Below are 26,163 nucleotides of genomic sequence, written 5' to 3'. Positions count from 1 at the left end.
GTATTTACTCCGGAGTAAGGTTACCTGGGGGTCAGATCGCGGTCGAGATGCCAGGTCCGGCAGCAGCGGCAAACGCCCGGCGCCTGCTTCTGCTCGTGCCCCTGCTCTTGCTCGTGCTTCTGCGTCTGCTTCGGCCTCTCCTCGCGCCGGTCGCAGAAGCCCTGCCGTCATGCCCGGCCCAACGGCCTGAGCGACAGCCGGATGCCGTCTCCCCTGCGAGGCGCGGCGGCTTCCTCGGGCGAGGGCGAGGCGCGGCCACCCGTCGGAAGGGAACTCAGTCCCGGTAGGCGGCGATCGCGATCTCGACGAACGAGCGGATCAGCGGATTCGTGTCGCCCTCGTTCCATGCCACCAACGCGCGGCTCGGTGGCATGTCTGTCAGCGGCACCACCGCAAGCCCCTCGCCCGGCTCGTGTCCCACGAGAGTCATGCCGACCGTGCCGTTCCAGAGAACGGCTTGCCTGCATTCCTGCACGGTGCGCACCACCGGGCCTTCGCGGGGTTCCCCACCGTTCCAGTACGACTGCCAGGCGGGGTCGGTGCCCTGCGGGAAGACGAACCAGCGCCGGTCGGCAAGGTCGGCCGGGGACAGAGTGGTGCGGCGGGCCAACGGGTCATCGGCGCGCAGCAGTGCGCCCACCGGGTCGGCGCGCAACTCGCGTACGGCGAGGCCGGTTTCGTCGAACGGCCCGCGCGTCAGAGCGACGTCGACCAGTCCGGCGTGCAGCCCACAGGTGGGATCGGTCAGGTCGGTCCCGCGGATCCGGACCTCCACGTGCGGGTACCGCCGGCGGTATGCGGCGGCGAGCCGGGTCGCCGACGGGTCGGAGGTGTCGCCCAGGAGGCCTGCGGTGATGGTCGCGGCCCCGGCCGCGGCGGCCACGCGGACGCGTACGCGTCCGGCCTGGTCGAGCAGGGCGCGTGCCTCTTCGAGCAGCACAGCTCCCACCGGAGTGAGGGTGACACCGGCAGAGGACCGTTCGAACAGTGAGGCGCCGACCTCGGTCTCCAGGTTCTTGATGGCCCGGCTCAGTGGCGGCTGGCTCATGTGCAGCCGGGCGGCGGCGCGACCGAAGTGGAGTTCCTCTGCGACCGCCACGAAGTAGCGCAGCGTACGTAGCTCCATGCTGCAACGATACCCGTACGGTATCGGCCTCGTGGAATCGGTCTTGGACGGCAGCACTCCCCTGGCGGTGGGATTGGCGATGGAACCGCATCGCATCACGACCCGCAGACCGAAGGCCGGACGAGCCACCCCTCCCTGGCCTCGTCCTCGCCCGGAAACCAGGAATGGGAATTGTGAACCTCGCCTATTGGATAGTCGCCGGCCTGCTCGCCCTCTTCTACCTCTACGGCGGCGGAGTGAAAGTGGTCCGCAGTCGTGAGCGGCTCCGGCCGATGATGGCCTGGGTGGACAGCACCCCGATGCCCGCCGTCAGGGCCGTCGGACTGATCGAGGTGCTCGGCGCGGTGGGCCTGATCCTGCCGCCACTGACCGGCATCGCGCCCTGGCTCTCGCTGGCCGCGGCCATCGGCTTCGTGCTGCTTCAGATCGGCGCGACCAGGGTGCATCTGGGTCTCGGGGACCGGCAGGTCGCCCTCAACATCACACTCGTACTCGCCGCAGGTGTGACCGTGTGGCTGGCGATGGCCCGGCTGTGATGCCATGGAGCGGCGGCGAGTGCCCAAAAGCGTTCGGTGCCACGGGTGTTGGTCCGAAGGCTCATGCGCCGATCCGGTCGACGGCCCGTCGTACCGGAACGGCCGGTGGGAGTGGATACTGGCCCTGAATTCCGGCACGGATGACGAGGAGCGCGGCCAGTGACCAGCGACAACCGCACAGGACCGCCCAGCGTTGGAACCGAACGGGACACCCTGCGTGCCTTCCTCGAATACCACCGCGCGACCCTGGCCATGAAGTGTGAAGGGCTGACCGACGAGCAGCTGCGGCAGCAGTCGATGCCCCCGTCCACGCTTTCGCTGCTCGGCCTGGTGCGGCACATGGCAGAGGTGGAGCGTGCCTGGTTCCGGCGCGCATTCGATGACAACGACGCACCCATGGTCTGGTCCGACCGGATCGACTTCCAGGCGGCCTACGACGCGAGCGCTTCGACCAGGGCTGAGGCGTTCACGGCCTGGGAGGCCGAGGTGGAGAACTCGCGCCGGATCGAGCGGGAGGCCGAGTCGCTGGACGACGCGGGATTTCAGCCGAGGTGGGGCGAGCGGGTGTCGCTGCGCATGGTGATGGTGCACGTGCTCCTGGAGTACGGCCGTCACAACGGGCACGCGGACTTTCTGCGCGAGGGTGTCGACGGGACTGTGGGCGCCTGACCCGGCGGGACTCCGGCTGTACACAGTGAGCAACCGGTAGCCGACAACGGGTTGCCGCACGGCCGCATGTGAAGCCAGGAGCCATCGTCCCCGGCGCCTGCGCTCGTCGCGCGGGCGGGACCCGCGGTCCGCGCCGGGGCGTGGGCTGGCGCTGCGCCCGTCTCGATCCTGCTCGGTTCGGCCGGGACCGGCTCACCACGAGGCGCCCGCCTGCCCGCTCCCCGGTCTGCGGCAGGAGGGGGCGGTAGAGCTGTGCGGGTGCGGGTGCGGGTGCGGGTGCGGGTGGGGGCGGGGGCGTGCCCGTGCGGTTCGGGGCCCGCACGGTTCGGGGCCCGCACGGTTCGGGGCCCGCTCCGGGCCGGAAAGTCTCTACGGAACGCGGCTATGGAACGCAGCACCGGTTGGCACCGTCCCTCCGTCCGTTTGTGTGGCGGGGTGGCGGGGGCGTTCTGCTGTGTACGAGGGGTGACGCGGAGTGAGAATCCGGGGTGCGGGAGCCGGTGATATGTGAGCCCAGGCATAGGGGCCACGTCACACAGGACGGCACCTAGTAGGCCACGGCGGGACTTTCCCCCCTCGTTGCGGGCCCCACACCCCGCCTGTCCGGTTTGTAACTAAATATCGTCGTAGGTCACACAATTGCCTTCGACCGGGTCCCTCTCGCAAGGTGTTTGACGTACCGGGGAGCCGAGCGCCGGACCGGGCGGAACACACCGCCCGTCATCCAGACACCGGCCCCACGACACGAACCACGGCCCCAGCGCCCCACCCGTGTCGCCGACCCCCCAGTCGGCCTCCCCACGACGTCCCCCACTGGAGAGGTACACACCCATGACTGTCACCACCCGCCGCACCCTGAGTCTCCGCAAGTCCTCCGTGGCCGGCATCGCCGCCGCCGGCGCCGCCGCCTGCGCCCTGTCCCTGGCCCCGCACCCCGCCCACGCCGCCGAGCCCACCACCGACGCACCCGTCTCGGCCGCCGCCGTCACCACCGCCCAGGTCGCCAAGCAGGCCCACCACGCCGAAAAGGCCGCCCAGCACACCACGGCGAAGAAGGCACCGAGCGCCATACACGCCGACCCCGTCGCCGAGATCGTCAAGAGCACCAAGTACGGCAACAACCTCGACGGCTGGATCAAGGAATCACTGGCCATCATGAAGGCCAAGCACATCCCCGGCAGCTACGAGGGCCTGCACCGCAACATCATGCGCGAGTCCAGCGGCAACCCCCACGCCCAGAACAACTGGGACGTCAACGCCCAGAACGGCATCCCCTCCAAGGGACTCCTCCAGGTCATCCAGCCCACCTTCGACACCTACCACGTCAAGGGCACCAAGGACAGCCTCACCGACCCCGTCGCCAACATCGTCGCCGCGGCCAACTACGCCGCCGACAAATACGGCTCGATGGACAACGTCAACTCCGCCTACTGACAACGCGGACCATCACACACCCGCACGCACCCCCACAGACCACCTGAGTCCGTGGGACGGCCGAACCCCCGGGAACGGCAGGACTCAGGTCCAGGCGAGGGGCTGGAACAGGTTCATGGGTGGACCTGTTCCAGCCCCTCGCCACCTCTCCCACCGTCCACTCGAAGTCCGGCGCAATCTCAGCGAGGTGTGGTCTCGGCGAAGCCCGTCGGAGTGACCGAGCCGCCTCCCGGCGCTGGGGCCTTCGCGGATGCTCCCGCCGCGAAGATGTTTGCGGCTCCGATCAGTGGCCAGGCGTATCCCAGTACATGATGTCGATGCCGAGGGAGCGTGAGCGGACGATGACCGCCAACGAGAAGGCCAAGGCGAAGACCGAACAGGCCGCCGGTGCTGCTGCGGCCGCAGTAGGACACGCGGTGGGCAACGAGAGCCTCCACGCGAAGGGCCGCGCCCTGCAGATGCGTGGTGACGCACGCCAGGTCAAGGAAAAGACCAAGGACATCGGCAAGCATTAGCCAGTCGGCAACAGCCGTTGGGGTGGCCACGCGTAGGCGTGGCCACCCCAACGGGCGTGTGGGGGCCCTGCCGCAGCTTGAACCGGCAAGCATCTGAGGCGACTTCGGCGGGCCGCACGGTCTCTTCGGTGCGGCCCGCCGAAGTGTCCGTAGGCCTGGCGGCTCCTGAGTGCGTGGCACGCGGCAGAACTACCCGGACTCCGGGGACTCCTGGGGCGCGCCACCCCAGCCCCGCACCGTCGGCGCGTCCCCGCGTCGGCGCATCAGTGCGTCCGCGCATCAGCGCATCGGGGCTGGAGGGGCCGCCACGCGATCGGCCGGACGGCTCTGGCCGAGGTCGAGGTACTGAGCCTCCCCGTAGCCGAGCGACCAGTCGGCATCGGTGTTCTCGGTCAGCGCGACGAACACGTTGCGGGGCTCCGTGTCCGCGTACTCCTGGGCGAGTTCGGCGATGCGCCGGTACAGCTCCTGCTTCTGTGAGGCCGGCCGGCCGGCCCGCAAGGTGATCGACACGTACACGATGCCGTCGTCCCGCTGCACGCCGAGGTAGGTGCCGTGGTGCAAGAGGCTGCGCTCCCCGTCGTGTCCGGTCAGGATCTGGAAGCGATCGTCGTCCGGGAAACCCATGGTCTCGGTCAGGGCCTCCTGGACGGCTCGCCCCAGAGCGGCCAATCGCTCGGTGTCGCAGCCCAGTACATCGATACGAACAAGCGGCACAGCGCCTCCAGGTGGGATCGGCGAACGGAACAACGCCAGTGTACGTACCAGTAGGTACAGACGACCGCGCTCGGTGCGGGTGACTCAATCGCCCTGGGGAGAAGCAGGTTTCGGGGTGAGGCCGCCGGGCGCGGCCGGGGGGCGGTACCGGACAGGCGAAGGTGCGCAAGCAGGAGTCCTTCTGGGATCCTGGCGCTCTGGAGGTGCCCACGTCATGAAGGCCGTCCGATTCGCCGCGACCACCGGTTGCGTACTCCTCACGGCGGGCTGCGGCCCGGCATCCGGGAAGCAGGCCGCGTCCTCGCCAACCCCCAGCGCATCCGCGACACGCTCCGCGACGCCCGCGGACGACAAGGGCCCGGTGTGCGTCGGAGACCCGGTGGCGCGGGGCATCCACGTGCTGCGCGGCGGTTCCGTCACGCTGCAAGGGGGCGCGGGGACAGTTCTGTACAGAGAGGCACGGTCGGACGGCGCGGACCGTACCGCGGTCCTGACCAACGGGACAGGCTCCGGTACGGCGCAGACCGGAAGCCGGGCCTGGGCCGTGCAGCGCGGGCAGGAACTCACGCTGCACGGTGTCCCGTTCACGGTCGCGCAGATCTGCACCTACCGGGTTGTCCTCGCCCCGGCGCACGGGCGGAAGGCCGTGCTCCCGTCACGGCGGCCGGCGCCCAGCGCCGAAGCCACGTGGCCGTCCCTGACCGACGGACGTTTCCGTCTCAGGTGGCACGTCCCGGACAACGAGTACAGCGGGCAGTACGGCGCGGTCGTCACGGAGATCAACCCCGGCCCGCGCGCCGACATCGGCATCACGGGCCGGGACGGCGGGGACGCCTTCTACCGGGACTCCCGGGTGGGCGACACCCTCGAATTCGGCGGCCGGCTGTGGAAGGTGTCGGCCATCGAGACCGGTGACGGCAGTCCCGCCGAGAGCAACCCGGACTCCGGGTACGTGGACCTCCAGCTGGTCGGGCCCGCCGGAGGCTGATTCCAGTTCCGGGCCAAGCAGCGCGGATCACAGGCAATTTCGGCCAGGCCCAGGCTCAGGCTCAGGCCCCGCCCGTCCTGTCCCAGGCCAGAGCCGAGGCGGGCGGGGCCTGGCGGCGTGGGCCGGCGCGACCGCGCCCGTTCCGGACGCCCGGCCCGCTCCGGGACCTCACCGCACCACCCGCGCTACACGCACCGACCGGACCATCCACCCCCTCCGCTCTCACGCACCCAGCAGGCTCTGCCCGCAGACCCGTACGACCTGGCCGTTCACGCCCCCCGACGCGGGATGCGCGAACCATGCCGTCGTCTCCGCGACATCGACCGGCAGACCGCCCTGCCCGAGCGAGTTCATGCGCCGCCCCGCCTCGCGGATGAAGAGCGGGACGGCGGCCGTCATCTTCGTCTCGATGAAACCGGGGGCCACCGCGTTCAGCGTGATGCCCTGTTCCGTGAGCCGGGGCGCCAGCGTGCGGACCAGTCCGATGATGCCCGCCTTGCTGGCCGCGTAGTTGGTCTGGCCGGTGTTCCCGGCGATGCCGGCGATCGACGCCGTCGCGACGATCCGGCCGCCCGTCCGGAGCGTGCCGGACTTGAGCAGGGCGTCCGTCGTCCGCAGCACGCTCTCCAGGTTCACGTCGAGCACGCTCGCCCACCGGTCGGCTGCCATGTTGGCCAGGCGGCGGTCGCGGGTGATGCCCGCGTTGTGGACCAGGATGTCCAGGCCGTCCGGGAGCGCGGCGGCGATCCGGTCCGCCGCGTCCACCGCGGTGATGTCCAGGGCCAGCGCGGTTCCGCCGAGCGAGTCGGCCGTACGGGTCAGCTCGGCCCGGGACTGCGGGACGTCGAGGCAGACGACCTTCGCCCCGTCGCGGGCCAGGGTCGCGGCGACCGCCGCGCCGATGCCGCGTGCCGAGCCGGTGACCAGGGCCGTGCGTCCGGCGAGCGGCAGCTCCCAGCTCTCGGGGGCGTTGTCCGGCCCGGCCCCGCTGATCTCGATGACCTGCCCGCTGACGTACGCGGACTTCGGCGACAGCAGGAACCGCAGCGTCGACTCGGCGGCGGCCGCGGACACCGTCCTGACCAGCTGGACGGTCCTGCCCCTGCCGATCTCCTTGCCCAGAGACCGTACGAACCCTTCGAGTGCCTGCTGCGCCGCGGCCTGGTGGTGGTCGTCGCGGGAGAGCGGGGCGCCCAGCACCACGACCCGCCCGCCCGGCGCGAGGGACCGTACGACGGGATGCAGCGCACCGTGGACCCCCGCGAGACCGGCAACGGTGGTGACCCCGGTCGCGTCCAGGACCACGCCCGCCGGCCGGTCACCCGCCGGCCGGTCACCCGCCGGCCGGTCACCAACGGGCCGGTCGTCGGCCGCCCGTTCGGCCTCCGGCGCGGCCCCGGCGACCCTCAGGCCGGTGCGGGCGAGTACGTCGGACAGCTCGGCGAGCGGCGGTCCGCCAGCCGTCGCGTGCAGCAACGGTCCCTCGATGTGCGGGTGTTCGGCCGACCAGCGGCGCAGCTCGGCAGGCTGGGGCAGTCCGAGCCTGCTCGTGAGGAAACGGCCGGGTGCTGTGCTGGTGAAGTGCAGATAGCGATCGGCCATTGTCCAGACTCCCTGCGTCGTCGTAGATTTACTAATGAGTAAGGTTACTCAAGAGTCAGGAGCTGGTCGAGATGACGCTGGTCGAGATGATGCCGAGATGATGCCCATCAAGGTCGCCGTACTCGGGGGCAGCCGCATTCCGTTCGCCCGCTCGGACGGCCCGTACGCCACCGTGTCCAACCAGACCATGCTGACGGCGGCGCTGGACGGGCTGGTCGAGCGTTTCGGCCTGGAGGGCGAGCAGGTCGGGGAGTTCGTCGCGGGCGCCGTGCTCAAGCACAGCCGCGACTTCAACCTGGCACGGGAGACGGTGCTCGGCTCGCGCCTGGATCCGCGCACGCCCGCATACGACATCCAACAGGCCTGCGGTACGGGGCTGCAGGCCGTCATCGCCACCGCCAACAAGATCGCGCTCGGCGCGGTCGACTCGGCGATCGCCGGCGGGGCGGACACCGCGAGCGACGCGCCGCTCGGCGTCAACGACCGGCTGCGGAAGATCCTCCTGGAGGCGCGGCGCGCCAAGTCCGCCGGCGGCCGGCTGAAGGCGCTCTCCCGCATCCGCCCCGGACACCTCGTCCCGGACATCCCGCGCAACGCCGAACCCCGCACCGGGCTCTCGATGGGGGAGCACGCCGCGCGCACCGCCCGCGAGTGGGCCGTCGGCCGCGCCGAGCAGGACGCGCTGGCCGCCACCAGCCACCAGCGGCTGGCCGCCGCGTACGAGCGTGGCTTCTTCCAGGACCTGGTGACGCCCTTCGAGGGGCTGGCCCGGGACCAGAACCTGCGCCCCGGCTCCACCGTGGAGAAACTCGCCACGCTCAAGCCGGTCTTCGGGGCACAGGAGCCCGGCGCGACCATGACGGCGGGCAACTCGACCCCGCTCACCGACGGCGCGGCGACCGTCCTGCTGGCGAGCGAGGAGTGGGCGCGTGAGCGGGGCCACGAACCGCTGGCGTACCTGACGCTGTACGAGACGGCCGCCGTCGACTACGTCAACGGCCCCGACGGGCTGCTGATGGCACCCGCGTACGCCGTCCCGCGCATGCTGGAGCGCGCAGGCCTCGCCCTGGACGACTTCGATCTGTACGAGATCCACGAGGCGTTCGCCTCCCAGGTGCTCGCCACCCTGGCCGCCTGGGAGAAGCAGGGCCTCCCGCCGGTCGACCGGGCGAAGCTCAACGTCGCGGGTTCCTCGCTCGCGACCGGCCATCCCTTCGCCGCGACCGGCGCCCGCATCGTCGCCACCCTGGCCAAGCTGCTCGCCGAGCGGGACGCTCCCGGGCGGGGGCTGATCTCCGTCTGCGCGGCGGGCGGCCAGGGCGTGACCGCGGTGATCGAACGCCCCTGACCGTCGCGGGGCCCGTCAGGGCAGGCCCCGGCGACCTGACGTACCACGACATGAGGAGCCGCAAGTGACCGTGTCAGTGCAGCAGTTGGAACCGCACAAGCGGCGTCTGGACGGGGTGGTGCGGGAGGTGTCCGTGCCCCTGCTGGTCCGCCCCGTCGTCCAGGGTTCGCTCGCCGACATTCCCTTCGACAACGCCCACCAGGCGCCCGAGGAGGCCGTCCTCAGCAGAAAACAGCAGGACGGCAGCTGGACCGACGTCTCCGCCATGGAGTTCGCCGTCGAGGTCCAGGCCGTCGCCAAGGGGCTCATCGCGGCGGGCCTCCAAGCGGGCGACCGTCTCGCGATCATGGCCGCCACCACCTACGAGTGGACGCTCCTCGACTTCGCGGCCTGGGCGGCGGGCCTGGTCACCGTGCCGGTCTACCCGACGTCCTCCGCCTTCCAGGCCCGCTGGATACTCCAGGACTCCGGGTCGGTCGCCTGCGCCGTCGAGAACAAGGAGCAGGCGCGGCTGATCAGCGTGGAGCGCCGCCGGCTGCCCGCCCTGGCGAACCTCTGGGAGTTCGACACGGGGGCCATGGGCATCCTGAAGCACGCGGGCCGGGACGTACCCGACGAGGCGGTGGCCGAACGCCGGGCCGGGCGCTCGCCGTCCTCCGTCGCCACCCTGATCTACACATCGGGCACGACGGGCCGGCCCAAGGGCTGTGTCCTCACCCACGCCAACTTCTTCGCCGAGGTGGACAACGCGGTCGAGCTGCTCCACCCGGTCTTCAAGTCGGTGAGCAAGGACCCGGCGTCGACGCTGCTCTTCCTGCCGCTCTCGCACGTCTTCGGCCGGATGGTGGCGATCGGGTGCATGCGGGCCCGGGTACGCCTGGGACACGCGCCCAGCATCCGTACGGAGGACCTCCTGGCGGATCTCGCCGGGTTCCGTCCAACATTCCTGCTGGCGATCCCGTACGTCCTGGAGAAGGTCTACAACACCGGCCGCGCCACCGCCGAGAAGATGGGCCGTGCGTCGTCCTTCGACCGTGCGGCGAGGATCGCCCAGCGGTACGGGGAGGCGCTGGAGGCCGCTGAGCACGGCACCGGGCCCGGTCCTGGTCCGGGGCTGCGGCTGGCCCGTGCCCTGTACGACCCGCTGGTCTACCGGCGGATACGGGCGGCGCTCGGCGGCCGGGTGAAGTACGCGATCTGCGGCGGTTCGCCGCTCGGCCACCGGCTCGCGGCCTTCTACGCGGGCGCCGGAATCCAGATCTTCGAGGGGTACGGCCTCACCGAGACGACGGCCGCCGCGACGGTCACCCCGCCCCAGCGGCCCCGGCTCGGCACCGTCGGCTGGCCGCTGCCCGGTACGGCGGTCAGGATCGCCGACGACGGTGAGGTGCTGCTCAGCGGCGGGCAGGTCTTCAACGGCTACTGGGACAGCGGGCTCCAGGAGAGTTCCGGGGCGGGCGGCCCCGGCCGGTGGTTCGCGACGGGCGACGTGGGCGCGCTGGACGAGGACGGTTACCTCAGCATCACCGGCCGTAAGAAGGACCTCATCATCACGTCGGGCGGCAAGAACGTGGCGCCCGCACCCCTGGAGGACTGGCTGCGGGCACATCCGCTGGTGGGCCAGTGCATGGTCGTCGGCGACAACCGCAGCTTCGTCACCGCGCTGATCACCCTGGAGCCGGACGGCATCGCCCACTGGCAGCAGATGCGGAAGAAGTCGGGTGTCCCGATGCGTGAGCTGGTCGGTGACGAGGAGCTGCGGGGTGTTCTGCAGCGCGCGGTCGACGAGGCGAACCGGCTGGTGTCGAGGGCGGAGTCGATCCGGAAGTTCGCCGTACTCCCGGTGGACTTCACGGAGGAGAGCGGGTACCTGACCCCGTCCCTGAAGCTGAAGCGCGCGGCGATAGCCAAGGACTTCGAGGAGCAGATCGAGGAGCTCTACCGGAAGTAACCGAGGAGCTGTACCGGAGTCAGCCGGGGCCGGGCACCCGCGGGGTACCGGCGCGCCCCCGACCACCCGTGCACCCGGTCATCCGGAAAAAGGCAGGAGCCCCCGACCGTACGAAAACGTACGGAAGGGGGCTCCTTGGGTGGTGCTATCCCGACCGCGATCCGATCGGCCCGAGCAACTAGGCCGGGGTGACGTTCTCCGCCTGCGGACCCTTCGGGCCCTGCGTGACGTCGAAGTTCACGAGCTGGTTCTCCTCGAGCGAGCGGAAACCAGACGCGTTGATCGCGGAATAGTGGACGAAGACATCCGGGCCGCCGCCGTCCTGGGCGATGAAGCCGAAGCCCTTTTCAGCGTTGAACCACTTGACGGTTCCGGTAGCCATAAGCCCTCCTTGGGCCAAAGGGTTGCCCTGCTCCAGAACCTGCTAAGAAGTCTGAAAACTACAAAAGCCTGCGGGTCACATGCTCCGCAGGCTCTGTACTGCAAGGGAAACCAAACTGCAACTTGCGGCGAGCCTAGCACGCGCCCGCGCGCACGCGATAGAGGTGAAGATCACTCCACCCGGGCGTTTGAGCGACGGGCGTCAGGCTGACGGACCACCCTGCGTTCTCCAGCGTACAACGCGGGTCTAGCCTCACGATGTGGACAATTCAAACGCCGAACAGGCCACCGCACCCGTCGCCGGACACGCCACCGGAAACGTCCCCGCACCCGCCGCAGCCGACCACCGTCGCAGCCGGCCCCGTGTCGGGCACATCCAGTTCCTGAACTGTCTCCCGCTCTACTGGGGGCTGGCGCGTACCGGCACCCTGCTGGACCTGGAGCTGACCAAGGACACCCCCGAGAAGCTCAGCGAACAGCTGGTCCGGGGCGACCTCGACATCGCGCCCGTCACCCTCGTCGAGTTCCTCAAGAACGCCGACGACCTCGTGGCCTTCCCCGATCTGGCCGTCGGATGCGACGGCCCCGTGATGTCCTGCGTGATCGTCTCCAAGGGCCCGCTGGAGCAGCTCGACGGCGCACGGGTGGCGCTCGGCTCGACCTCGCGCACCTCCGTACGGCTGGCGCAGCTCCTGCTCGCCGAGCAGTACGGGGTCACGCCCGACTACTACCGCTGCCCGCCCGACCTCGGCGTGATGATGCAGGAGGCCGACGCGGCGGTCCTCATCGGCGACGCGGCACTGCGTGCGGCGCTGCACGACGCCCCCAAGCTCGGTCTGCAGGTGCACGACCTGGGCCAGATGTGGAAGGACTGGACGGGGCTGCCGTTCGTCTTCGCGGTCTGGGCCGCCCGCAAGGACTACGCCGCGCGCGAGCCCGAGGTGGTCAAGGCGGTCCACGAGGCGTTCCTGTCCTCCCGGGACGTGTCGCTCGAGGAGGTCACCAAGGTCGCCGAGCAGGCCGCGCACTGGGAGGTCTTCGACGCGGAGCTGCTGGAGCGCTACTTCACGACGCTGGACTTCCGCTTCGGCCCCGACCAGCTCGAAGGCGTCAGGGAGTTCGCCAGGCGGGTCGGCACCACGACGGGCTTCCCCTCCGACGTGCACGTCGAACTGCTGGGTTCCTGAGGGCGGTTGCGGTTGCGCTGGGTTCGCCTCGGCGTGCGGGAACGGTGCTGGTGCTCATGCGGGCCGTGGCCGCGTGACCTGGGTCGCCACACGTCGACTGCTGTGACGCGTTCGTCCGTCCACAGCGAGGCCCGGAATTCGGCGGCGGCCGGAATCGCCCTGCTTGCCGACCTTGGGCGGATCCCGTCGCGCAGCACTCTCTATGGTATCGGGGGCACCGTGCCTGACAAGCAGACACCCTAAGGATCACCGACATGGACCCGCTGCAGCCGGAAGACCCCCGAACGCTGGGAAACTACCGGCTGCTGTGCCGGCTCGGCGCGGGCGGGATGGGCCGGGTGTATCTGGCCCGCTCACCCGGCGGACGCACCGTCGCAGTGAAGGTGGTGCGCCAGGACCTCGCGGCCGACCCGGCGTTCAGGGAACGGTTCCGCCACGAGGTGGACATGGCCCGCCGGGTCTCGGGCCGCTACACCGCACCGGTGGTCGACGCCGCCCCCGACGAGCCGCTGCCCTGGCTGGCAACGGCGTACGTCCTGGGCCCGGACCTCACGGACGTCGTCGAGGCCCATGGGGCCCTGCCCGAGCACACCGTACGGGCACTCGGCGCGGGTCTCGCCGCGGCGCTGCAGGAGGTCCACGCGGCCGGCCTGATCCACCGCGACCTCAAGCCGTCCAACGTGCTGCTCGCCGCGGGTGGCCCGCGCGTCATCGACTTCGGCATCGCGCGCGCGGTGGACGGAAACCGTCTGACGCAGACGGGAGTTGTGGTCGGGTCGCCCGGTTTCATGCCGCCGGAACAGGCGATGGGGCAGGACGTGGGAACAGCGGGAGACGTGTTCTCGCTCGGTGTCGTCCTCGCCTTCGCGGCGACCGGGCGCAACGTGTTCGGCGACGCGGTCGCCCCGGCCACGATGCTCTACCAGGTGGTGCACGCCCAGCCGGACCTGACGGGAGTTCCCCAGATGCTGACCGGCCTGGTCCGTGCCTGCCTCGCCAAGGACCCGGCGCAGCGCCCGACCCCGGTGGAGATCCTCCAGTCACTCGATCCGGGAAACACGGGCGAGGTCTTCGCCGACTGGCTCCCCTCGGCGGTCTCCTCGACGATCGCCACCCACGCGTCGCGCATCCTGGACCTCGAAACCCCGGCGGAGGGCAACGCGCCGCTGCCGACGGGGGCGGAGACCGGAAGGGCTGCCGGTGCCGCCCCGCACTTGCCGACTGCTACGGCTTTCCCGGCTGCGGCCCCCCAGGGCTTCGGACCGATCCCGACCCTGACGAACAGGCCGGATGACACCTCCGCGCCCGCAGCCCCGAGCCGCCGCCGGTTCTTCCGCATAGCGGCGGGCAGCGCCGTCGGCGTCGCGGTGGTGGGCGGCGGCGGAGCCTGGCTGGCCACCCACGGCGGCGGTACGACTCCTGACGCGAAGCCGACGGAGAAGCCCGAGGTCTTCACGACTCCGCCCAACGGAGTCGCGCCGCGGCCGCTCTGGCACAAGACCCCGGGCAACGACAATCTCGATTACGACATCCCGCCGCGCGTTATTGGAGACACCGCGGTCATCAGTGGCAATGCGATGCAAGGTTTCGACGTGAAGTCCGGTGCTCGCCTATGGAAGACGGGAGATCTGGAGGGGGCAGCCGGGACAATTGTCGCCTCGGGAGGGATGTTCTTCTGCGGCAGCGGAAAATACGACGGCACGCTCGTCGGTATCGACGCGAAGACCGGCAAGGAGGGGTGGCGCGCCAGCCTCGGAGGGAAACTGAATGCGAAAGCCCCCATCGGCGCGGATGAGGAACGGATCTACAGCATCGCGGAGATCGAGAGCAACGACCCCAGGAAGAACCTCACCGCGATCGTGGCCATCGACATCAAGACCCGCAGACTCGCCTGGCAGAAGCCGCGGGACGCGGGAACGGCCAACGGTACCGTTGCGCTGACGGTGGTTCCGGGCTGCCTCGTGTATACGGACGAACAGAGGAACCTCACCGTACGCAACAGCGCCAACGGCAGGCAGTTGTGGAGCAAGAAGGTCGGCGACGATACCCCGGCGAACCAGGTCGCGGTGCACGGAAATACTGTCATGGTCAGTGGAAAGACAATGCGCGCTTTCGACCTCAGGTCGGGACGTCCTCTCTGGACGCTTCCTCCCAACGGGCGCCGGGGATTCGAGCCTCCGTTCGTCTTCGACGGGGTGGCTTATGCCTTCGACTACGACACCGGGGTCTGGGCCATCAACCCGAAGACCGGCAAGAAGATATGGATGAGCCCCGACCTTGCCCACAAGCCCTTCTCGGACAATCTAGTGAAGGTCGGCGACACCCTGTACGCGGGCTCGGTTTTCGACAGTGGCGGCATTTACGCCATCGACGCGAAGACGGGGCGCCTGCGCTGGACGTACAACGACGGCCGCAGCGCTGACGACCGATACCGTGTCGCGGCAGCGGGCGCCCGGCTGATGGCCGCACATGGCAACGAGCTGTACGCCCTTCCGGCGGTGTAGCCAGTGTGGCTCCGGCCACGCCTGCCGCGACCACGAAACCGGCAGCTACGGGCGGCCGGGACCTCTGGTGAGCGTAAAGATGCCGCCTCCACGAGGTAGCCGGCGCCGATTCGCCCTACGGGACGTCCGCCTCCGAAACCATGCGCGGGTTACTGGGCTTCTTGATCTGGTCCGCTGAGCGGCAACCGTGCCCCTCGGCTGCGTGGGCATCCGCTCGGACACCGCGCCGGTCCGCGTCCGATGCCGCACGAGCTTGTGTTCCTGCCCGCGTTCGCAACCATTAGCCTCAGTGAACCTATACGACAAGCACGCCACCCACGGCCGGCAGGCCACCGAGGGCCGGCAGGGAGGAAGACGACCATGCGAGTGCTGGTGACTGTCGTACGGGAGGGGGAGGGGCCGCAGGACGTCCTGGTCAACACGGACGACGCGGCCACCGCCGGCGACGTGGCGGAAGTACTCGCGGCTACACGGGGCGTGCCGCAGCAAGCACACGAAGCTGTCCCCTCCGTCGTTGTACCCATGCCGGGAACCACCCTCGACCCCCGCTTCGGCTACACCGGCCACGTCCCTGCGGCGCCCACCCTCTGGACGGACGGTAACCGTTGTGATCCGCGTACTCCGGTGGGCTCCGTGCTGCGCGACGGCATGCGGATCTCCGTGGACGACTCGATCGGGCCACTGCTGCGCCGGGGCGAACCGGTAGGACGCTACGAAGTGCGGGTCGCGGCCGGAGCCGCTTCCGGCCGAGTGGTCCGGCTGGCTGCCGGATCGGCCACCATAGGCTCGGCCCCCACCTGCACCCTGTCCGTCGCGGACGGACAACTTCAGCCTTTCGCAGCACGGTTGGCCATCGACGTACAAGGCCGGGCGACCATCACACCTCAGCCCGGTGTGGCCGTCCAGCTGGACGACGCACCGGTCACGGCCGAACAGGCTTGGCCGCTGGGCGGAGTCGTCCGCATCGGGGACTCGCTCCTCGTGCTCGACGAGGTCGGCGAACCGGACGCACACCTCTCCGACACCGGTGAGGGCGGCCTCGCCTACAACCGGCCCCCGCGCCTCTCGCCACTGAGGCCCCGCGCCCGGATCGTCGTCCCCAAAGCCCCCTCCAAGGGCGAACGCGCGCGTTTCCAGTTGATCGCGACGCTCATGCCGCTGTTCTTCGGCCTCGGCATGTACTTCGTCACCAAGCAGATCTACATGCTGATGTTCTGCCTGATGAGCCCGGTGATGATGCTCGGCCAGTGGATCAGCGAGAACCGCGAGGGCAAGAAGAAGAACAAGACCTCGGCCAAGCAGTACAAGAAGGACGTCGCCGCGTACGAGGCCGAGCTGGTAAGGGCGGGCAAGGAGGAGCAAGTCCGGCTGCGCGCCCAGAACCCCGACCCGGCCGAGATCCTGCTCTTCGCCACCGGCCCGCGCCGCCGGCTCTGGGAGCGCAGGCTCACCGACCCGGACGCCCTCAAGCTGCGGATCGGCGTTGGTACCGCGGTGGCCGACATCGAACTCGTCGCGGAGCGCAGCGATCTTCTGGACGAGGGCCCGGAACCACCCCGTATCCCGGACGTACCGATCACACTGCCCTTCCCCGAGCTGAGGGTCGTCGGCATCGCGGGCGACCGTCCGCGCGCCCTGTCATCGGCGCGCTGGCTCGCCGTACAGGCGGCGGTGCTGCACAGCCCGCGCGAACTGTCCCTGGTCGTCCTGTCCTCGGCGCCCGACGCGGCCACCGAGTGGAACTGGGCGCACTGGATCCCGCACACCGCACCCCAGCAGGGGCAGGACTGCGTCGCCCTCATCGGATCGGAGCCCGAGGCCGTCGCCCGGCGGGTCAACGAACTGCTCAACGAACTCGGCCGCCGCAAGGCCGCACGGGAGCACGCGGGCGGTATGGCCGGAGCCCTCGGGATCGACCCGCACATCCTCCTCGTACTCGACGGCGCACGGCTGCTGCGCCGGATGGCCGGGGTGCCCCAGCTCCTCCAGGAGGGCCCGGCCCTCGGCATCTTCGCGCTCTGCGTCGACGAGGACGAGCGGCTGCTCCCCGAAGAGTGCCGGGCCGTGGTGTCCTGGACCCCTGATTCCGCGGCGCACGTCAGGCTGCGCGGCTCCGGCCTCGAAGTGGCCGGTGAGGTGCTGGCCGACCAAGTCGCCCCCGACTGGTGCGATTTGCTGGCCCGTTCCCTCGCGCCCGTACGCGACGTCAGCCGTGACGACGCCGACAGCGCCCTGCCGACCGCGGCCAGGCTGCTCCACCTCCTCGGCATGCCCGACCCGAGTGGCGACGACATCGAACGGGTCTGGCAGGCGGGCGGATCCACGACCGCAGCCCCGATCGGGGTGGCGGCGGACGGGCCCTTCGTCCTGGACATCCGGCGCGACGGACCGCACGCGCTCGTCGCGGGGACGACCGGTGCCGGTAAGTCCGAACTGCTCCAGACCATCATCGCCTCCCTCGCGGTGGCCAACCGGCCCGACGCCCTCAACTACGTCCTCATCGACTACAAGGGCGGCAGCGCCTTCATGGACTGCGCCCGTCTGCCCCACACCGTCGGCATGGTCAGCGACCTCGACGCGCATCTGACCGAGCGGGCCCTGGCCTCGCTCGCCGCCGAACTGCACCGTCGCGAGACGATCCTCTTCAACACCGGCACCAAGGACATCGAGGACTACAACGACACCCGCAAGCTCCGCCCGGAGCTCGAACCGATGCCCCGACTGGTGCTGGTCATCGACGAGTTCGCCTCGTTGGTCGCCGAGCTCCCCGACTTCATCGCGGGACTGGTCGACATCGCGAGGCGAGGCCGTTCGCTCGGTGTGCACCTGATCCTCGCGACCCAGCGCCCGGCCGGTGTGGTCAGTGCCGACATCCGGGCCAACACCAACCTCCGGATCGCCCTGCGGGTGACGGACGGGTCCGAGTCACAGGATGTCATCGACGCCGCGGACGCCGGAGCCATCGCCAAGTCCACCCCCGGCCGCGCCTATGTGCGCTCCGGCGCACAGTCACTCGTCGGCGTGCAGTCGGCACGTATCGGTGGCCGCAGGCCCGCCACCGGTGGCAGCGGCCCCAAGGCCACCCTCGCCCCGCTCACCTGGCCGATGTACAGCCGCCCGGCACCCAGGGGGGCGGCCGGGGCGGACGACGACGGGACGATGGTCACCGACCTCGCCGTACTGGTCGACGCGGTCCGGTCCGGCTCGGAGAAGATGGGCTTCCCCGCCCCGCGCAGCCCGTGGCTGCCGCCGCTCTCCGAACACGTCACCGTTGACGAACTGGCCGGGTTCCAGGACCCGACCGCGGTGTACGAGGATGTCCCGCCGATCGGCTACGGCCTCACCGACCTGCCCTCCCAGCAGGCCCGCAAGCCACTCGCTGTCGACCTCGTCCACGGGGAGCACACACTGCTCGTCGGCGGCGCCAGGTCGGGCCGGTCGACGGCGCTGCGGACCCTGGGCGGAGCCATCGGCCGGCAGACGTCACCGCACGACGTCCATGTGTACGCCATCGACTGCGGTTCCAACGCGCTGCTGCCACTGGTGCGGATGGCGCACGTCGGGGCCGTCGTCAACCGCGACGAACCCGAACGTGTACGACGGCTGATCGACCGGTTGCTCCGCGAGATCGCCCGCCGCCAGCAGATGCTCGCCATGGAGGGTGCCTCAAGCGCCGCCGAGCAGCGGGCCGCGGCGGCGCCGGAGGACCGGCTGCCGTGGATGGTGCTGCTGCTCGACAGCTGGGAAGGGTTCGTCTCCACCTTCGAGAACTACAACTACGGACAGCTGATCGAGCAGGTGCAGCGCATCTTCCGCGAGGGCTCCGCCGCCGGGATCAAGGTGGTCATGACCGCCGACCGTACGGGTCTCAGCGGCAACGTCTCATCAGCCTTCATGGACCGTCTCGTCCTGCGCTTCGCCGATCCGAACGACTACGGCATGGCGGGCCTGCACCCGCGTGAGGTCCCGAAGAACATGCCGCCGGGGCGCGCTCTGCGCATCACGGACACCGGCGTCGAAGAGACCCAGATCGGTCTGCTCGACGCAGACCCGGCGGGCCAGGCACAGGTTCGCAAGCTGAGGGAGATCGCCGAGGCCGTACAGGTGCAGTACGGCAGGCTCCCGGCCGGGCGCGGTCCGATGCGGGTGGACGCCCTGCCCGCGCGCATCACCGCGGAACAAGCGCTGGCCCTCAACCCGGAAGCAGCCCCGCAGTCGCCCCTGTGGGCGCTGCTCTGCGTGGGCGGGGACGAACTGCGGCCCATGGGCGTCGACCTGGTGGAGTCGGGTCCCGGCTTCATCATCGCGGGCCCGCCGAAGTCGGGGCGCTCCAACTCTCTCGTGTGTGCCGCGGAGTCCCTGCTGGCCAGGGGCACTCCGCTCGTCCTCATCACCCCGCGCCGCTCGCCGCTGCGAGAGCTGGAGGGGCGGCCGGGGGTGCTGGGTCTCCTCAACGGGGAGCACCGCGAGGACGATCTGGAGGAGTTGCTGGAGAAAGCGGAGGGCCGTCCGTACGTGGTGGTGGTCGACGACGCGGAACTGCTCTACGACACCAACCTGGACGAGGCGCTCGAGACAGTCGTCAAGAAGGGCGCGGACGGCGACCACGGGCTGATCGCCGCAGGGGCCACGGACTCGTTGTCCTCGCAGTACCGGGGCTTCGCCACGGAGGCCCGCAAGAACCGTAACGGCCTGCTGCTGACACCGCAGTCCCCGCAGGAGGGCGAGCTCTTCAGCGTCCGACTGCCGTCGAACGCGGGCGCCGGGCCGGTGGGCAGCGGCCTGCTGGTGATGGGCGGGACGATGACACCGGTGCAGGGCGTGATGCGGGGCTGAGTCCGGCTCTTCCGGCCCGTGATGCGGGCGGAGCCGGACTCCCGGACAACAGAATGCCGGGGCGGTCACCTGATCAGGTGACCGCCCCGGCATCCTTCGCACGGTCAACCGTGATCAGGTGGCGCCCTCAATGTTGTCGGCGCTGGTGTTCGCCGACTTGTGGGCGTCCTCCAGCGTCTTGACCCACTTCTCGAAGGTGGGACGAACGCTCTCCCAGTCATGGCGGAAGTTGTCGGCCTTGGGGCCCTTCCAGAAACCCGTGCTACTGGCCGTCGCCGTGTTCAGGTGCTTGATGAGGGTGTGGAGATCCCCCGAGCTGTGCTGGAACTTCTTGGCCAAGTCCCGAAGTTGACTAAGATCTGCACCGCGATCCATCGCGATCCTCCCCGTTGTCACTGAGGTAAACGGACTATCCGTTTGCAACAGTGGACGCTACCGCACAGCAGGCAGTTCCCGTAAAGCCCCTCCGGGCTTCCGGCTGGGCGGAGTTGGGGGATCAGGACTTGGTGAGCCGTATGGAAGGTTTGCCCGATTTTTCCGTGCTGGAAATGATTTCTGTGTCCGGCGGTGGCCCGAAGGTGTGCAAGACCCAGCGCCGACGCAGGGTGAGTCCGACGGCGCCCACCAGAAAGAGAAGCGCCGGACCGGCGCTCAGGAGCACCGGCAGGTTTATCAGCGGAGGGTCGCTGACCCAGCTTTGCGTAAGCACCCGGGATGGATGTTCGGGATCGTAGGTAATGATCAGTAAAGTTCCGGGTTCGGCTTCAGGGAGCGATCCAGAGATTTCTGACAGGTTTGTGTTGGTGACACCGCTGGGTCCGGAGAACTGAACTTTCACGTACCTGGGGTTCTTATCCACAGCAGTGACCTTCGCGGGAGTCGTCACTCCTCTGGAGCGCAGATCATTCACCAACACGTGTGAGGGCACCAAGAATCCGGCGCACATCCCGCCGCAGAGCACGAAGAGTCCCAGAAGAGCCAGGATGAGCCGATACTGCGGGAGCGGAGGACGGGCCGCCCAGTTTCGGAGATTCTCGGTAAATTCGACGTCGCGGGCAGACTTCGGCGGGGCGTGCCACTGGCCCGGCGGACGCTTTTTCTTTCTCATGCCTCGCCCTCCTCATGAAAAACATCCGGATACGGTGCTGCCCGCGACGGATGCAGCCCCATCCACGTCAGGCCCCACAGCCTTTGCTGTGCTGCTTGCCGTGTTGGCGCCCTTGGGAGGCTAGCTCGGATAGCTGCTACCGATCATTGATACGGCCACTCGTGAGGCGCCGGAGACAGTATCTCCTCCAGAGGCTCGGGCGCACCAACAGGACCGTAAAACAGCGACGTTGACTACCCTTCGACATGCCGAGCGTGTTTCCCTCGGCAGTCCCGCTGGTACAGCAGCGTGGGCATGTCGAGAGTGAACGCTTCGGGCACGGGTTGAAGGGCCGGGACCTGCCCGCCAGAGAGTGATTCCCCCCATGGCGAAGAGGAGTTCACGCTCGACATGCGGGGCCGGCTCCGGTGTGGCCCGGCCCGAGTCGCCGATGGGCCCGGGTGATGACGGAACACCGGCCTCGCGGTGGGCCCCAGCCTGGAGCAAGGAATGAACAGCCGCAGCCGCAGCCGCAGCCGCAGCTGGAGCCCCTTGGAGGGACGCAGTTCCAGCGGCGGCTGCTGGTGGTCAACCCCAGCATCCACATCCAGGCCGACGGGTCCCGGGCGATGGAAAGGGTCTCCGGCTGGAGCTGGCCCGGCCAGAGTCGTGCACAAAGCCGCACGCCTCAGGCGCAATCCCAGGATTGCCATCAGCGCAAAGAGGAAGGCCGGACGGCGGCCGATCCCGCGTACACGGTCATCCATCGGAGACCAGCCGGAATGTTCGATGGCATCGAAGCGCCGGTGCTGGCCCTGGTGGCCCCGGATTGTGCACACAGGCGGGCATATCGTCCCACTTATCGATGGTGAGGTGAATGCTCTCCCAGCCACTGCCGAACCGGTCGGCCTTCAGGCCCTCCGAGTAGCCCGTGCTGCCGGACGTCTCCGTGTTCAGGTCTTGATGATCTTGTGACGATCAGTCGAGCCGTGCCGGAACTTCGGCACTACATCGCTGAGCGGCTGAGATCCGCACTGTGATCCCGCCTGCTATCACCGAGGTACACGGCTGGTGCCGTTTGCAACAGCGGACGCAACCGCACGGCAGGTAATTCAGGTATGGACCATGCGATGGAGGGGCGGGCGGGTGGTGCACACACTGGAAGGGGCGCATGAGCTACTTCGTACGCCGGGTTGTGCACCTCTTTGGGCTTTAGTTTGCCGTCCCTTGGGGTCTGTCTATGCTTGCGGGCAGTCTGTTGTGACAGCGGGGGAGGCTGCTATGGGTAATCCAGATATCCAGGAACTGAATTCGCGGGCCGCGTCTCTGAGATCGCTGGCCGACCACATCGATTCGCTGGTCGATCCGCCCCACGCCCAGAGCACTTCGGGGATGAAGACGTGGTCCGGGCCGAACGCGGATCAGGTGCGTGGAAAGCTGAAGAGCTGGCGCACCACCTGTACGACGGTTGCCACATCACTGCGCGAGGAGGCGCACAAAACCTCCCAGTCCGCCAAGGACCTGCAGAATCCCAAGAGGTAGACGTGCTGAGGTCAGGTCCCGCGAGGAACGAGAGTTATGCCTTCGTATGACAGCTCCCGAAGCCGCCTGCGGCTGGCCGACCGCCACATCGGTGTCTTCGCGCACCTGCTGGACGGCGAGACCCCGCCGGAGGAACTGTGGCCGTCCTTGGTCGAGCTCCAGCAGACAGGACTGGTCGGCGAAGAGGGCGAACTCGCGCCGCTGCTGAGCGACTTGCTGGGCGCCCTGGCTCGCCCCATGGTCGTGATCACAGTGGAAGTCACCGGCGAGCACGGCACGGTCAACCACGGGGTCATCCTGGGGCAGGACGCGGTCATCTCACACGACGGCTGGCCCGGCGAGGAGGAGTCCGAGTACGTACCCCTGGAGCCGGGAGCGCTGGTCTGGGAGCTGGCCAGGAAGGTCAATCTCCGCAGCAGCGACGGCGAGAGGCCGGCGGTCGACCGGATCAAGACGTCGATGGGCGCACTGGACGCAGCCTTTGGCGTGCTGGGCGAGGGCGGCGAATGCGACGAGGACTCTACGCGTGACCTGGTGCGCAAGGCCCTGTTGGAAGCTGACACCGACCTCAAGGACTCGGCCCTGGTCCAGTTCGCGGATCTCGTACAAGCCATCAACGCGACCTGGCGCGTCACCACGGCCTGGGACGGCAAGCACGAGGGTAAACGAGTGGCGATGCTCCGAGCCCTCGCGGTTTGGGACTGCGGCCCGCGCGGCTACTGGATCCGTGAGGAGCCGGGGGAGCCCATCCTCCCGGGCCAGGTGACACCGGAGAGCGAGCTGGTCCTGGTCCGGTCGAGCGCGAGCGAGATCTGGGGAAAGCTGACGGACCTGCTGCCCGACAAGTCGGACCTCATCGACGAGGCGTGACGCCTCCATGAACTACGTGCGCGGGGGCGTGAGCAGTATGAGGATGGTTGACCCGGACCAGTTGAACCAGCTTGCCAAGCTCCTCAGCGACAAGGGCGGAGTCACGGACAAACTCACCTTGGCTTTCACCAGGGCGCGTCACCTTGGTGTGACTGACAAGCTGGTTGCCCTGAAGCCGCTGCACCACTGGTCGGACGATACGGCCGTCGATCTGCGCAGGCGCGCCGGCTATGCGTACCTGGAAAACGCTCAACCGCTGATGGCGCTGGCGACCTGGGCCGGGTTGCGCACAGCTGACGCCGAAAGGCGATCGAACGAATCACTGTCGGCCTGGGAGGATCGACTCAAGGCGAAGATCATCACACTGTCTCCCGGCCTTGCACCGTACGAGTCTGAGATCGATGACTTCCTCGGGGACGCCGGGGATGTCACTGGATTCCTTGGTACTGGTGGAATGGCTGTGGTTAACGGCGTCAGCATGGCGAAGATCCTGGGAGGGAACTCCCTCAGGGATGGCTGGTTGGCCGTATTGAAGACTCGGGTAGGCGCGGCGTTGAGTGAGAGCGATTCCGTGAGGCTGCAAGCATTGGGGGTGAGGATCCGGCAAGCTCAACCGGCCCTACGGACGCTTTCCGCCCCGGGTGCATGGTTGCCCAGCAGGATTGGATCGCTCTTCATGGGTAACTCATTGTATCGATTCGCTAACCGAATCCCATTTACCGCTGTGCGACGTGACGGGTTGTTAGGTGACGGCTGGGACATGGTCCGCAGTCATCGGTTCGTGCAAGCCATAGGGGTGGGGCGGGTCGACGCAAATGGTATCGCCGATATCCTTCTAGGCTCTGATGAGGTCGCATCCCGGTATGGCGGTGCCACCCACTCCGGTGACTTGGTGAGGCGCTCAGCTAATGCGAGCCTTTTCAAGGTCGCTCGGAGTCAAGCTTTCTTTCAAAAGGCAGCCAACACCCGGCCTGCTGTTGTCGCGGCAGGGGAAACAGCTTCGCCGCTCCTCAAGGGCCTGGCAGCCGCTGGAAAGGCAGCTGGGTTTCTTCGTGGGGCAGGAATTGCAGGGAGTGCTGTTTCGGCAGGATTCAGTACAGCGAACGTGCTTATGCAGGGCACTCCCGGTGCGGCATTCAAAGAGAAGGGTGCGGGGTATATCGCAGACATCGCTGAAGCGGGCTTCAACACCTCGATGACTGCGGCGATGATTGCACCGAACCCGCTCACAGTCGGCTTCGCAGTCGGTACTGGGCTCGCCTACGGGGGTGCCAAGGTTGTCCAGCACTGGGACGGCATCAAGAAGGGTGCAGGGGAGGCCGCAGGGTGGGTGGGTGTCAAGGCAAAGGGGATCTTCTCTGATATTGAGAACGGCGCAAGCAGTATCGGTATACACGCGAGCCCGGGGAGCTGGTTTTGAACGGCGAAATTAAAGGATGGTGAGAAAAGTGGATAACCTCCACTTTGAATTGATCCCATTTCGAAGTGAGCTAGGTGCAGGTAGGCGCGGGCTCGTGGAGGGGTTTGGTGAGGTCACCATTTTGCGTCCAGCCGAATCTCGTAAGCGGAGAGAGGGCCCCACGGCGAGCCGGGTTGTTGTGATGGGGAGCGAGGTTCCGGATCTTGCATTCCGGGGCCGTGGGGCAGCGATCCCAGCTCTCGATATGTCCACACTTCATGTAGACGGTTTCCCTGTCGTCATGAAGAGAAATCCCTTCGGTATTCGACCAAAGTCGCGTGCGCTGCAGCTCGAACACCGAGGACGCATGTTTTCTTACATCTACTTCGGTGTGGGTAAAGGTTCGGAGCTACAGGGCGATTCCGTAAAGGTGGCTCTCAATCCAGGAAGGCACATTCGCAAAACTGGCGTAGTTACCCAGGGGGTCGTCTCAGGCGCCCTTGATGCACTTACCCTGGCGCTCGCGGTCGTATTCGAAGAAGTGGATACGAGCTCGCTTACCCTAGCCGGTGCGGCATCGATGATGCCGATCAGATTTATTTCCTACAATGGCCCAACATGTTAACGAGCCGAAAGGGTCTGGGTGCTCAATGTCGTAATGTGAGCCATGAGATCTCGCTAACTACCCACCCCCTATCGAAGACCCGAAATGCGGCCGTCGGCCCATACCCGAGTGATCAGCCGAAGGAACAGGCCGGGTGCCGAAGTGACAAAGACAGAACTGAGTGGCACCGGGTTTGCCCAAGTAGAACCGGAGGCGTCCGCCGGCCTGCGCAGATGGCCCGGCACCGTCGGAACGTTGGCCCTCGGGCCAGTCGCTCTGGCAGGCTGCGGCTGGCTCGCACAACGCCAAGGCACGTTGATACTGCTGCTTTCGGCTCTGCTTGGGATGATCGTGCTCTGTGCTCTATGGGCCATGTGCGGTGCGAGGCCCGGGGCATGCGTTGCCGTGCTCGGATTCGCTCTGGTGCTCTTCGTCGGGCCTACTCTGAACGACTACGTGATGGACCAGCGTGGAGTACACCACGATGCCGTGATTTCCGGGGTCGACAGCTACTACCGCAAGCACGGTGGCGACGGACACATCTGCGAAGTACAGCGCATCGACGTGAGCAGGTCCGCGGTTTACTCGGTCGACGACTCCAGTGGCTGCTCCAAGAACAGCCGATCCGGACAGCACGTCACGCTGGTCGACGACCCGGCCGGTTGGTTGTACCCGCGACTTGCCAGCGCGGTCAACGGGCCATCGACCGGTTCGACATGGACGTGTGTATCTCTCTTTGTGACGATGGAAGCATTCATGCTGTACGGCAGACTGCGGCGCAGACACTGAGGTAGCGGATGGGCACAGGGGCGGATCATGGCTGGACGTGCGAGGGCATGGGATTGAGTGGCAGGGCCAGCAGCCGTA

20 protein-coding genes are annotated in these 26,163 nt (G+C 68.3%); 14 read left to right on the top strand and 6 right to left on the bottom strand.

Annotation, left to right across the window (positions count from 1 at the left end; genetic code table 11):
• Positions 1 to 274: 274 nt before the first annotated feature.
• Positions 275 to 1,126, bottom strand: a complete 852-nt coding sequence (locus tag OG584_RS14090; protein WP_405778167.1) for a LysR family transcriptional regulator — start codon at positions 1,124 to 1,126, stop codon at positions 275 to 277.
• Between the two features lie 173 nt (positions 1,127 to 1,299).
• Here OG584_RS14090 and OG584_RS14085 point away from each other — a divergent pair, with 173 nt between their 5' ends.
• From OG584_RS14085 to OG584_RS14070, 4 genes are all read left to right on the top strand, one after another.
• Positions 1,300 to 1,662, top strand: a complete 363-nt coding sequence (locus tag OG584_RS14085; protein ID WP_405784060.1) for a DoxX family protein — start codon at positions 1,300 to 1,302, stop codon at positions 1,660 to 1,662.
• 159 nt (positions 1,663 to 1,821) lie between these two features.
• Complete coding sequence (locus tag OG584_RS14080) at positions 1,822 to 2,331, top strand: DinB family protein (protein WP_405778166.1); 510 nt, start codon at positions 1,822 to 1,824, stop codon at positions 2,329 to 2,331.
• An 831-nt stretch (positions 2,332 to 3,162) separates the two neighbouring features.
• Positions 3,163 to 3,765, top strand: coding sequence for a transglycosylase SLT domain-containing protein (locus tag OG584_RS14075; protein WP_405773884.1), 603 nt, complete (start codon positions 3,163 to 3,165; stop codon positions 3,763 to 3,765).
• Positions 3,766 to 4,106: 341 nt separating this feature from the next.
• On the top strand, positions 4,107 to 4,280 hold the full coding sequence (locus tag OG584_RS14070; protein WP_405784058.1) for a CsbD family protein: 174 nt from the start codon (positions 4,107 to 4,109) through the stop codon (positions 4,278 to 4,280).
• 279 nt (positions 4,281 to 4,559) lie between these two features.
• Here OG584_RS14070 and OG584_RS14065 read toward each other — a convergent pair whose 3' ends face one another.
• Positions 4,560 to 4,997, bottom strand: a complete 438-nt coding sequence (locus OG584_RS14065) for a tautomerase family protein (protein WP_405778165.1) — start codon at positions 4,995 to 4,997, stop codon at positions 4,560 to 4,562.
• Between the two features lie 214 nt (positions 4,998 to 5,211).
• Here OG584_RS14065 and OG584_RS14060 point away from each other — a divergent pair, with 214 nt between their 5' ends.
• A complete protein-coding gene (locus OG584_RS14060) occupies positions 5,212 to 5,985 on the top strand; it encodes a hypothetical protein (RefSeq protein WP_405778164.1) in 774 nt (257 codons plus the stop codon).
• A 222-nt stretch (positions 5,986 to 6,207) separates the two neighbouring features.
• Here the strand turns inward: OG584_RS14060 and OG584_RS14055 are convergent, their stop codons facing one another.
• Positions 6,208 to 7,587, bottom strand: coding sequence for a 3-oxoacyl-ACP reductase (locus OG584_RS14055; protein WP_405778163.1), 1,380 nt, complete (start codon positions 7,585 to 7,587; stop codon positions 6,208 to 6,210).
• Positions 7,588 to 7,684: 97 nt separating this feature from the next.
• On the opposite strand from OG584_RS14055, the gene OG584_RS14050 reads away from it, so the two are divergent.
• The gene (locus OG584_RS14050; RefSeq protein ID WP_405778162.1) at positions 7,685 to 8,935 is read left to right on the top strand and encodes an acetyl-CoA C-acetyltransferase; all 1,251 of its coding nucleotides are present in this window, start codon (positions 7,685 to 7,687) and stop codon (positions 8,933 to 8,935) included.
• 64 nt (positions 8,936 to 8,999) lie between these two features.
• On the top strand, positions 9,000 to 10,886 hold the full coding sequence (locus OG584_RS14045) for an AMP-dependent synthetase/ligase (RefSeq protein ID WP_405778161.1): 1,887 nt from the start codon (positions 9,000 to 9,002) through the stop codon (positions 10,884 to 10,886).
• Between the two features lie 178 nt (positions 10,887 to 11,064).
• Here OG584_RS14045 and OG584_RS14040 read toward each other — a convergent pair whose 3' ends face one another.
• Complete coding sequence (locus OG584_RS14040; protein ID WP_008738468.1) at positions 11,065 to 11,268, bottom strand: cold-shock protein; 204 nt, start codon at positions 11,266 to 11,268, stop codon at positions 11,065 to 11,067.
• Between the two features lie 373 nt (positions 11,269 to 11,641).
• On the opposite strand from OG584_RS14040, the gene OG584_RS14035 reads away from it, so the two are divergent.
• The 3 genes from OG584_RS14035 (at position 11,642) to OG584_RS14025 (ending at position 19,794) form a co-directional block, all read left to right on the top strand.
• Positions 11,642 to 12,454 (top strand): menaquinone biosynthetic enzyme MqnA/MqnD family protein, encoded by an 813-nt coding sequence (locus tag OG584_RS14035; protein ID WP_405784056.1) that lies wholly within the window; start codon positions 11,642 to 11,644, stop codon positions 12,452 to 12,454.
• A gap of 254 nt (positions 12,455 to 12,708) precedes the next feature.
• Positions 12,709 to 14,958, top strand: a complete 2,250-nt coding sequence (locus tag OG584_RS14030; protein ID WP_405778160.1) for a serine/threonine-protein kinase — start codon at positions 12,709 to 12,711, stop codon at positions 14,956 to 14,958.
• A gap of 360 nt (positions 14,959 to 15,318) precedes the next feature.
• On the top strand, positions 15,319 to 19,794 hold the full coding sequence (locus tag OG584_RS14025) for an FtsK/SpoIIIE domain-containing protein (protein ID WP_405778159.1): 4,476 nt from the start codon (positions 15,319 to 15,321) through the stop codon (positions 19,792 to 19,794).
• A 114-nt stretch (positions 19,795 to 19,908) separates the two neighbouring features.
• Here the strand turns inward: OG584_RS14025 and OG584_RS14020 are convergent, their stop codons facing one another.
• Together OG584_RS14020 and OG584_RS14015 are read right to left on the bottom strand one after the other, a co-directional pair.
• Positions 19,909 to 20,169 (bottom strand): WXG100 family type VII secretion target, encoded by a 261-nt coding sequence (locus OG584_RS14020; protein ID WP_405778158.1) that lies wholly within the window; start codon positions 20,167 to 20,169, stop codon positions 19,909 to 19,911.
• 121 nt (positions 20,170 to 20,290) lie between these two features.
• Complete coding sequence (locus tag OG584_RS14015; protein WP_405778157.1) at positions 20,291 to 20,902, bottom strand: DUF3592 domain-containing protein; 612 nt, start codon at positions 20,900 to 20,902, stop codon at positions 20,291 to 20,293.
• A 1,260-nt stretch (positions 20,903 to 22,162) separates the two neighbouring features.
• On the opposite strand from OG584_RS14015, the gene OG584_RS14010 reads away from it, so the two are divergent.
• From OG584_RS14010 to OG584_RS13995, 4 genes are all read left to right on the top strand, one after another.
• The gene (locus OG584_RS14010; protein WP_405778156.1) at positions 22,163 to 22,423 is read left to right on the top strand and encodes a WXG100 family type VII secretion target; all 261 of its coding nucleotides are present in this window, start codon (positions 22,163 to 22,165) and stop codon (positions 22,421 to 22,423) included.
• 36 nt (positions 22,424 to 22,459) lie between these two features.
• Positions 22,460 to 23,293, top strand: coding sequence for a hypothetical protein (locus OG584_RS14005; RefSeq protein ID WP_405778155.1), 834 nt, complete (start codon positions 22,460 to 22,462; stop codon positions 23,291 to 23,293).
• Between the two features lie 7 nt (positions 23,294 to 23,300).
• Complete coding sequence (locus OG584_RS14000; protein ID WP_405778154.1) at positions 23,301 to 24,713, top strand: PE-PGRS family protein; 1,413 nt, start codon at positions 23,301 to 23,303, stop codon at positions 24,711 to 24,713.
• A 745-nt stretch (positions 24,714 to 25,458) separates the two neighbouring features.
• Positions 25,459 to 26,085, top strand: a complete 627-nt coding sequence (locus OG584_RS13995) for a hypothetical protein (protein WP_405778153.1) — start codon at positions 25,459 to 25,461, stop codon at positions 26,083 to 26,085.
• The last annotated feature ends 78 nt before the right edge of the window (positions 26,086 to 26,163 follow it).

The organism is Streptomyces sp. NBC_00859 (genome assembly GCF_045161865.1).
Taxonomy (GTDB): domain Bacteria; phylum Actinomycetota; class Actinomycetes; order Streptomycetales; family Streptomycetaceae; genus Streptomyces.
This window is presented reverse-complemented; position numbering and strand designations above follow the sequence as displayed.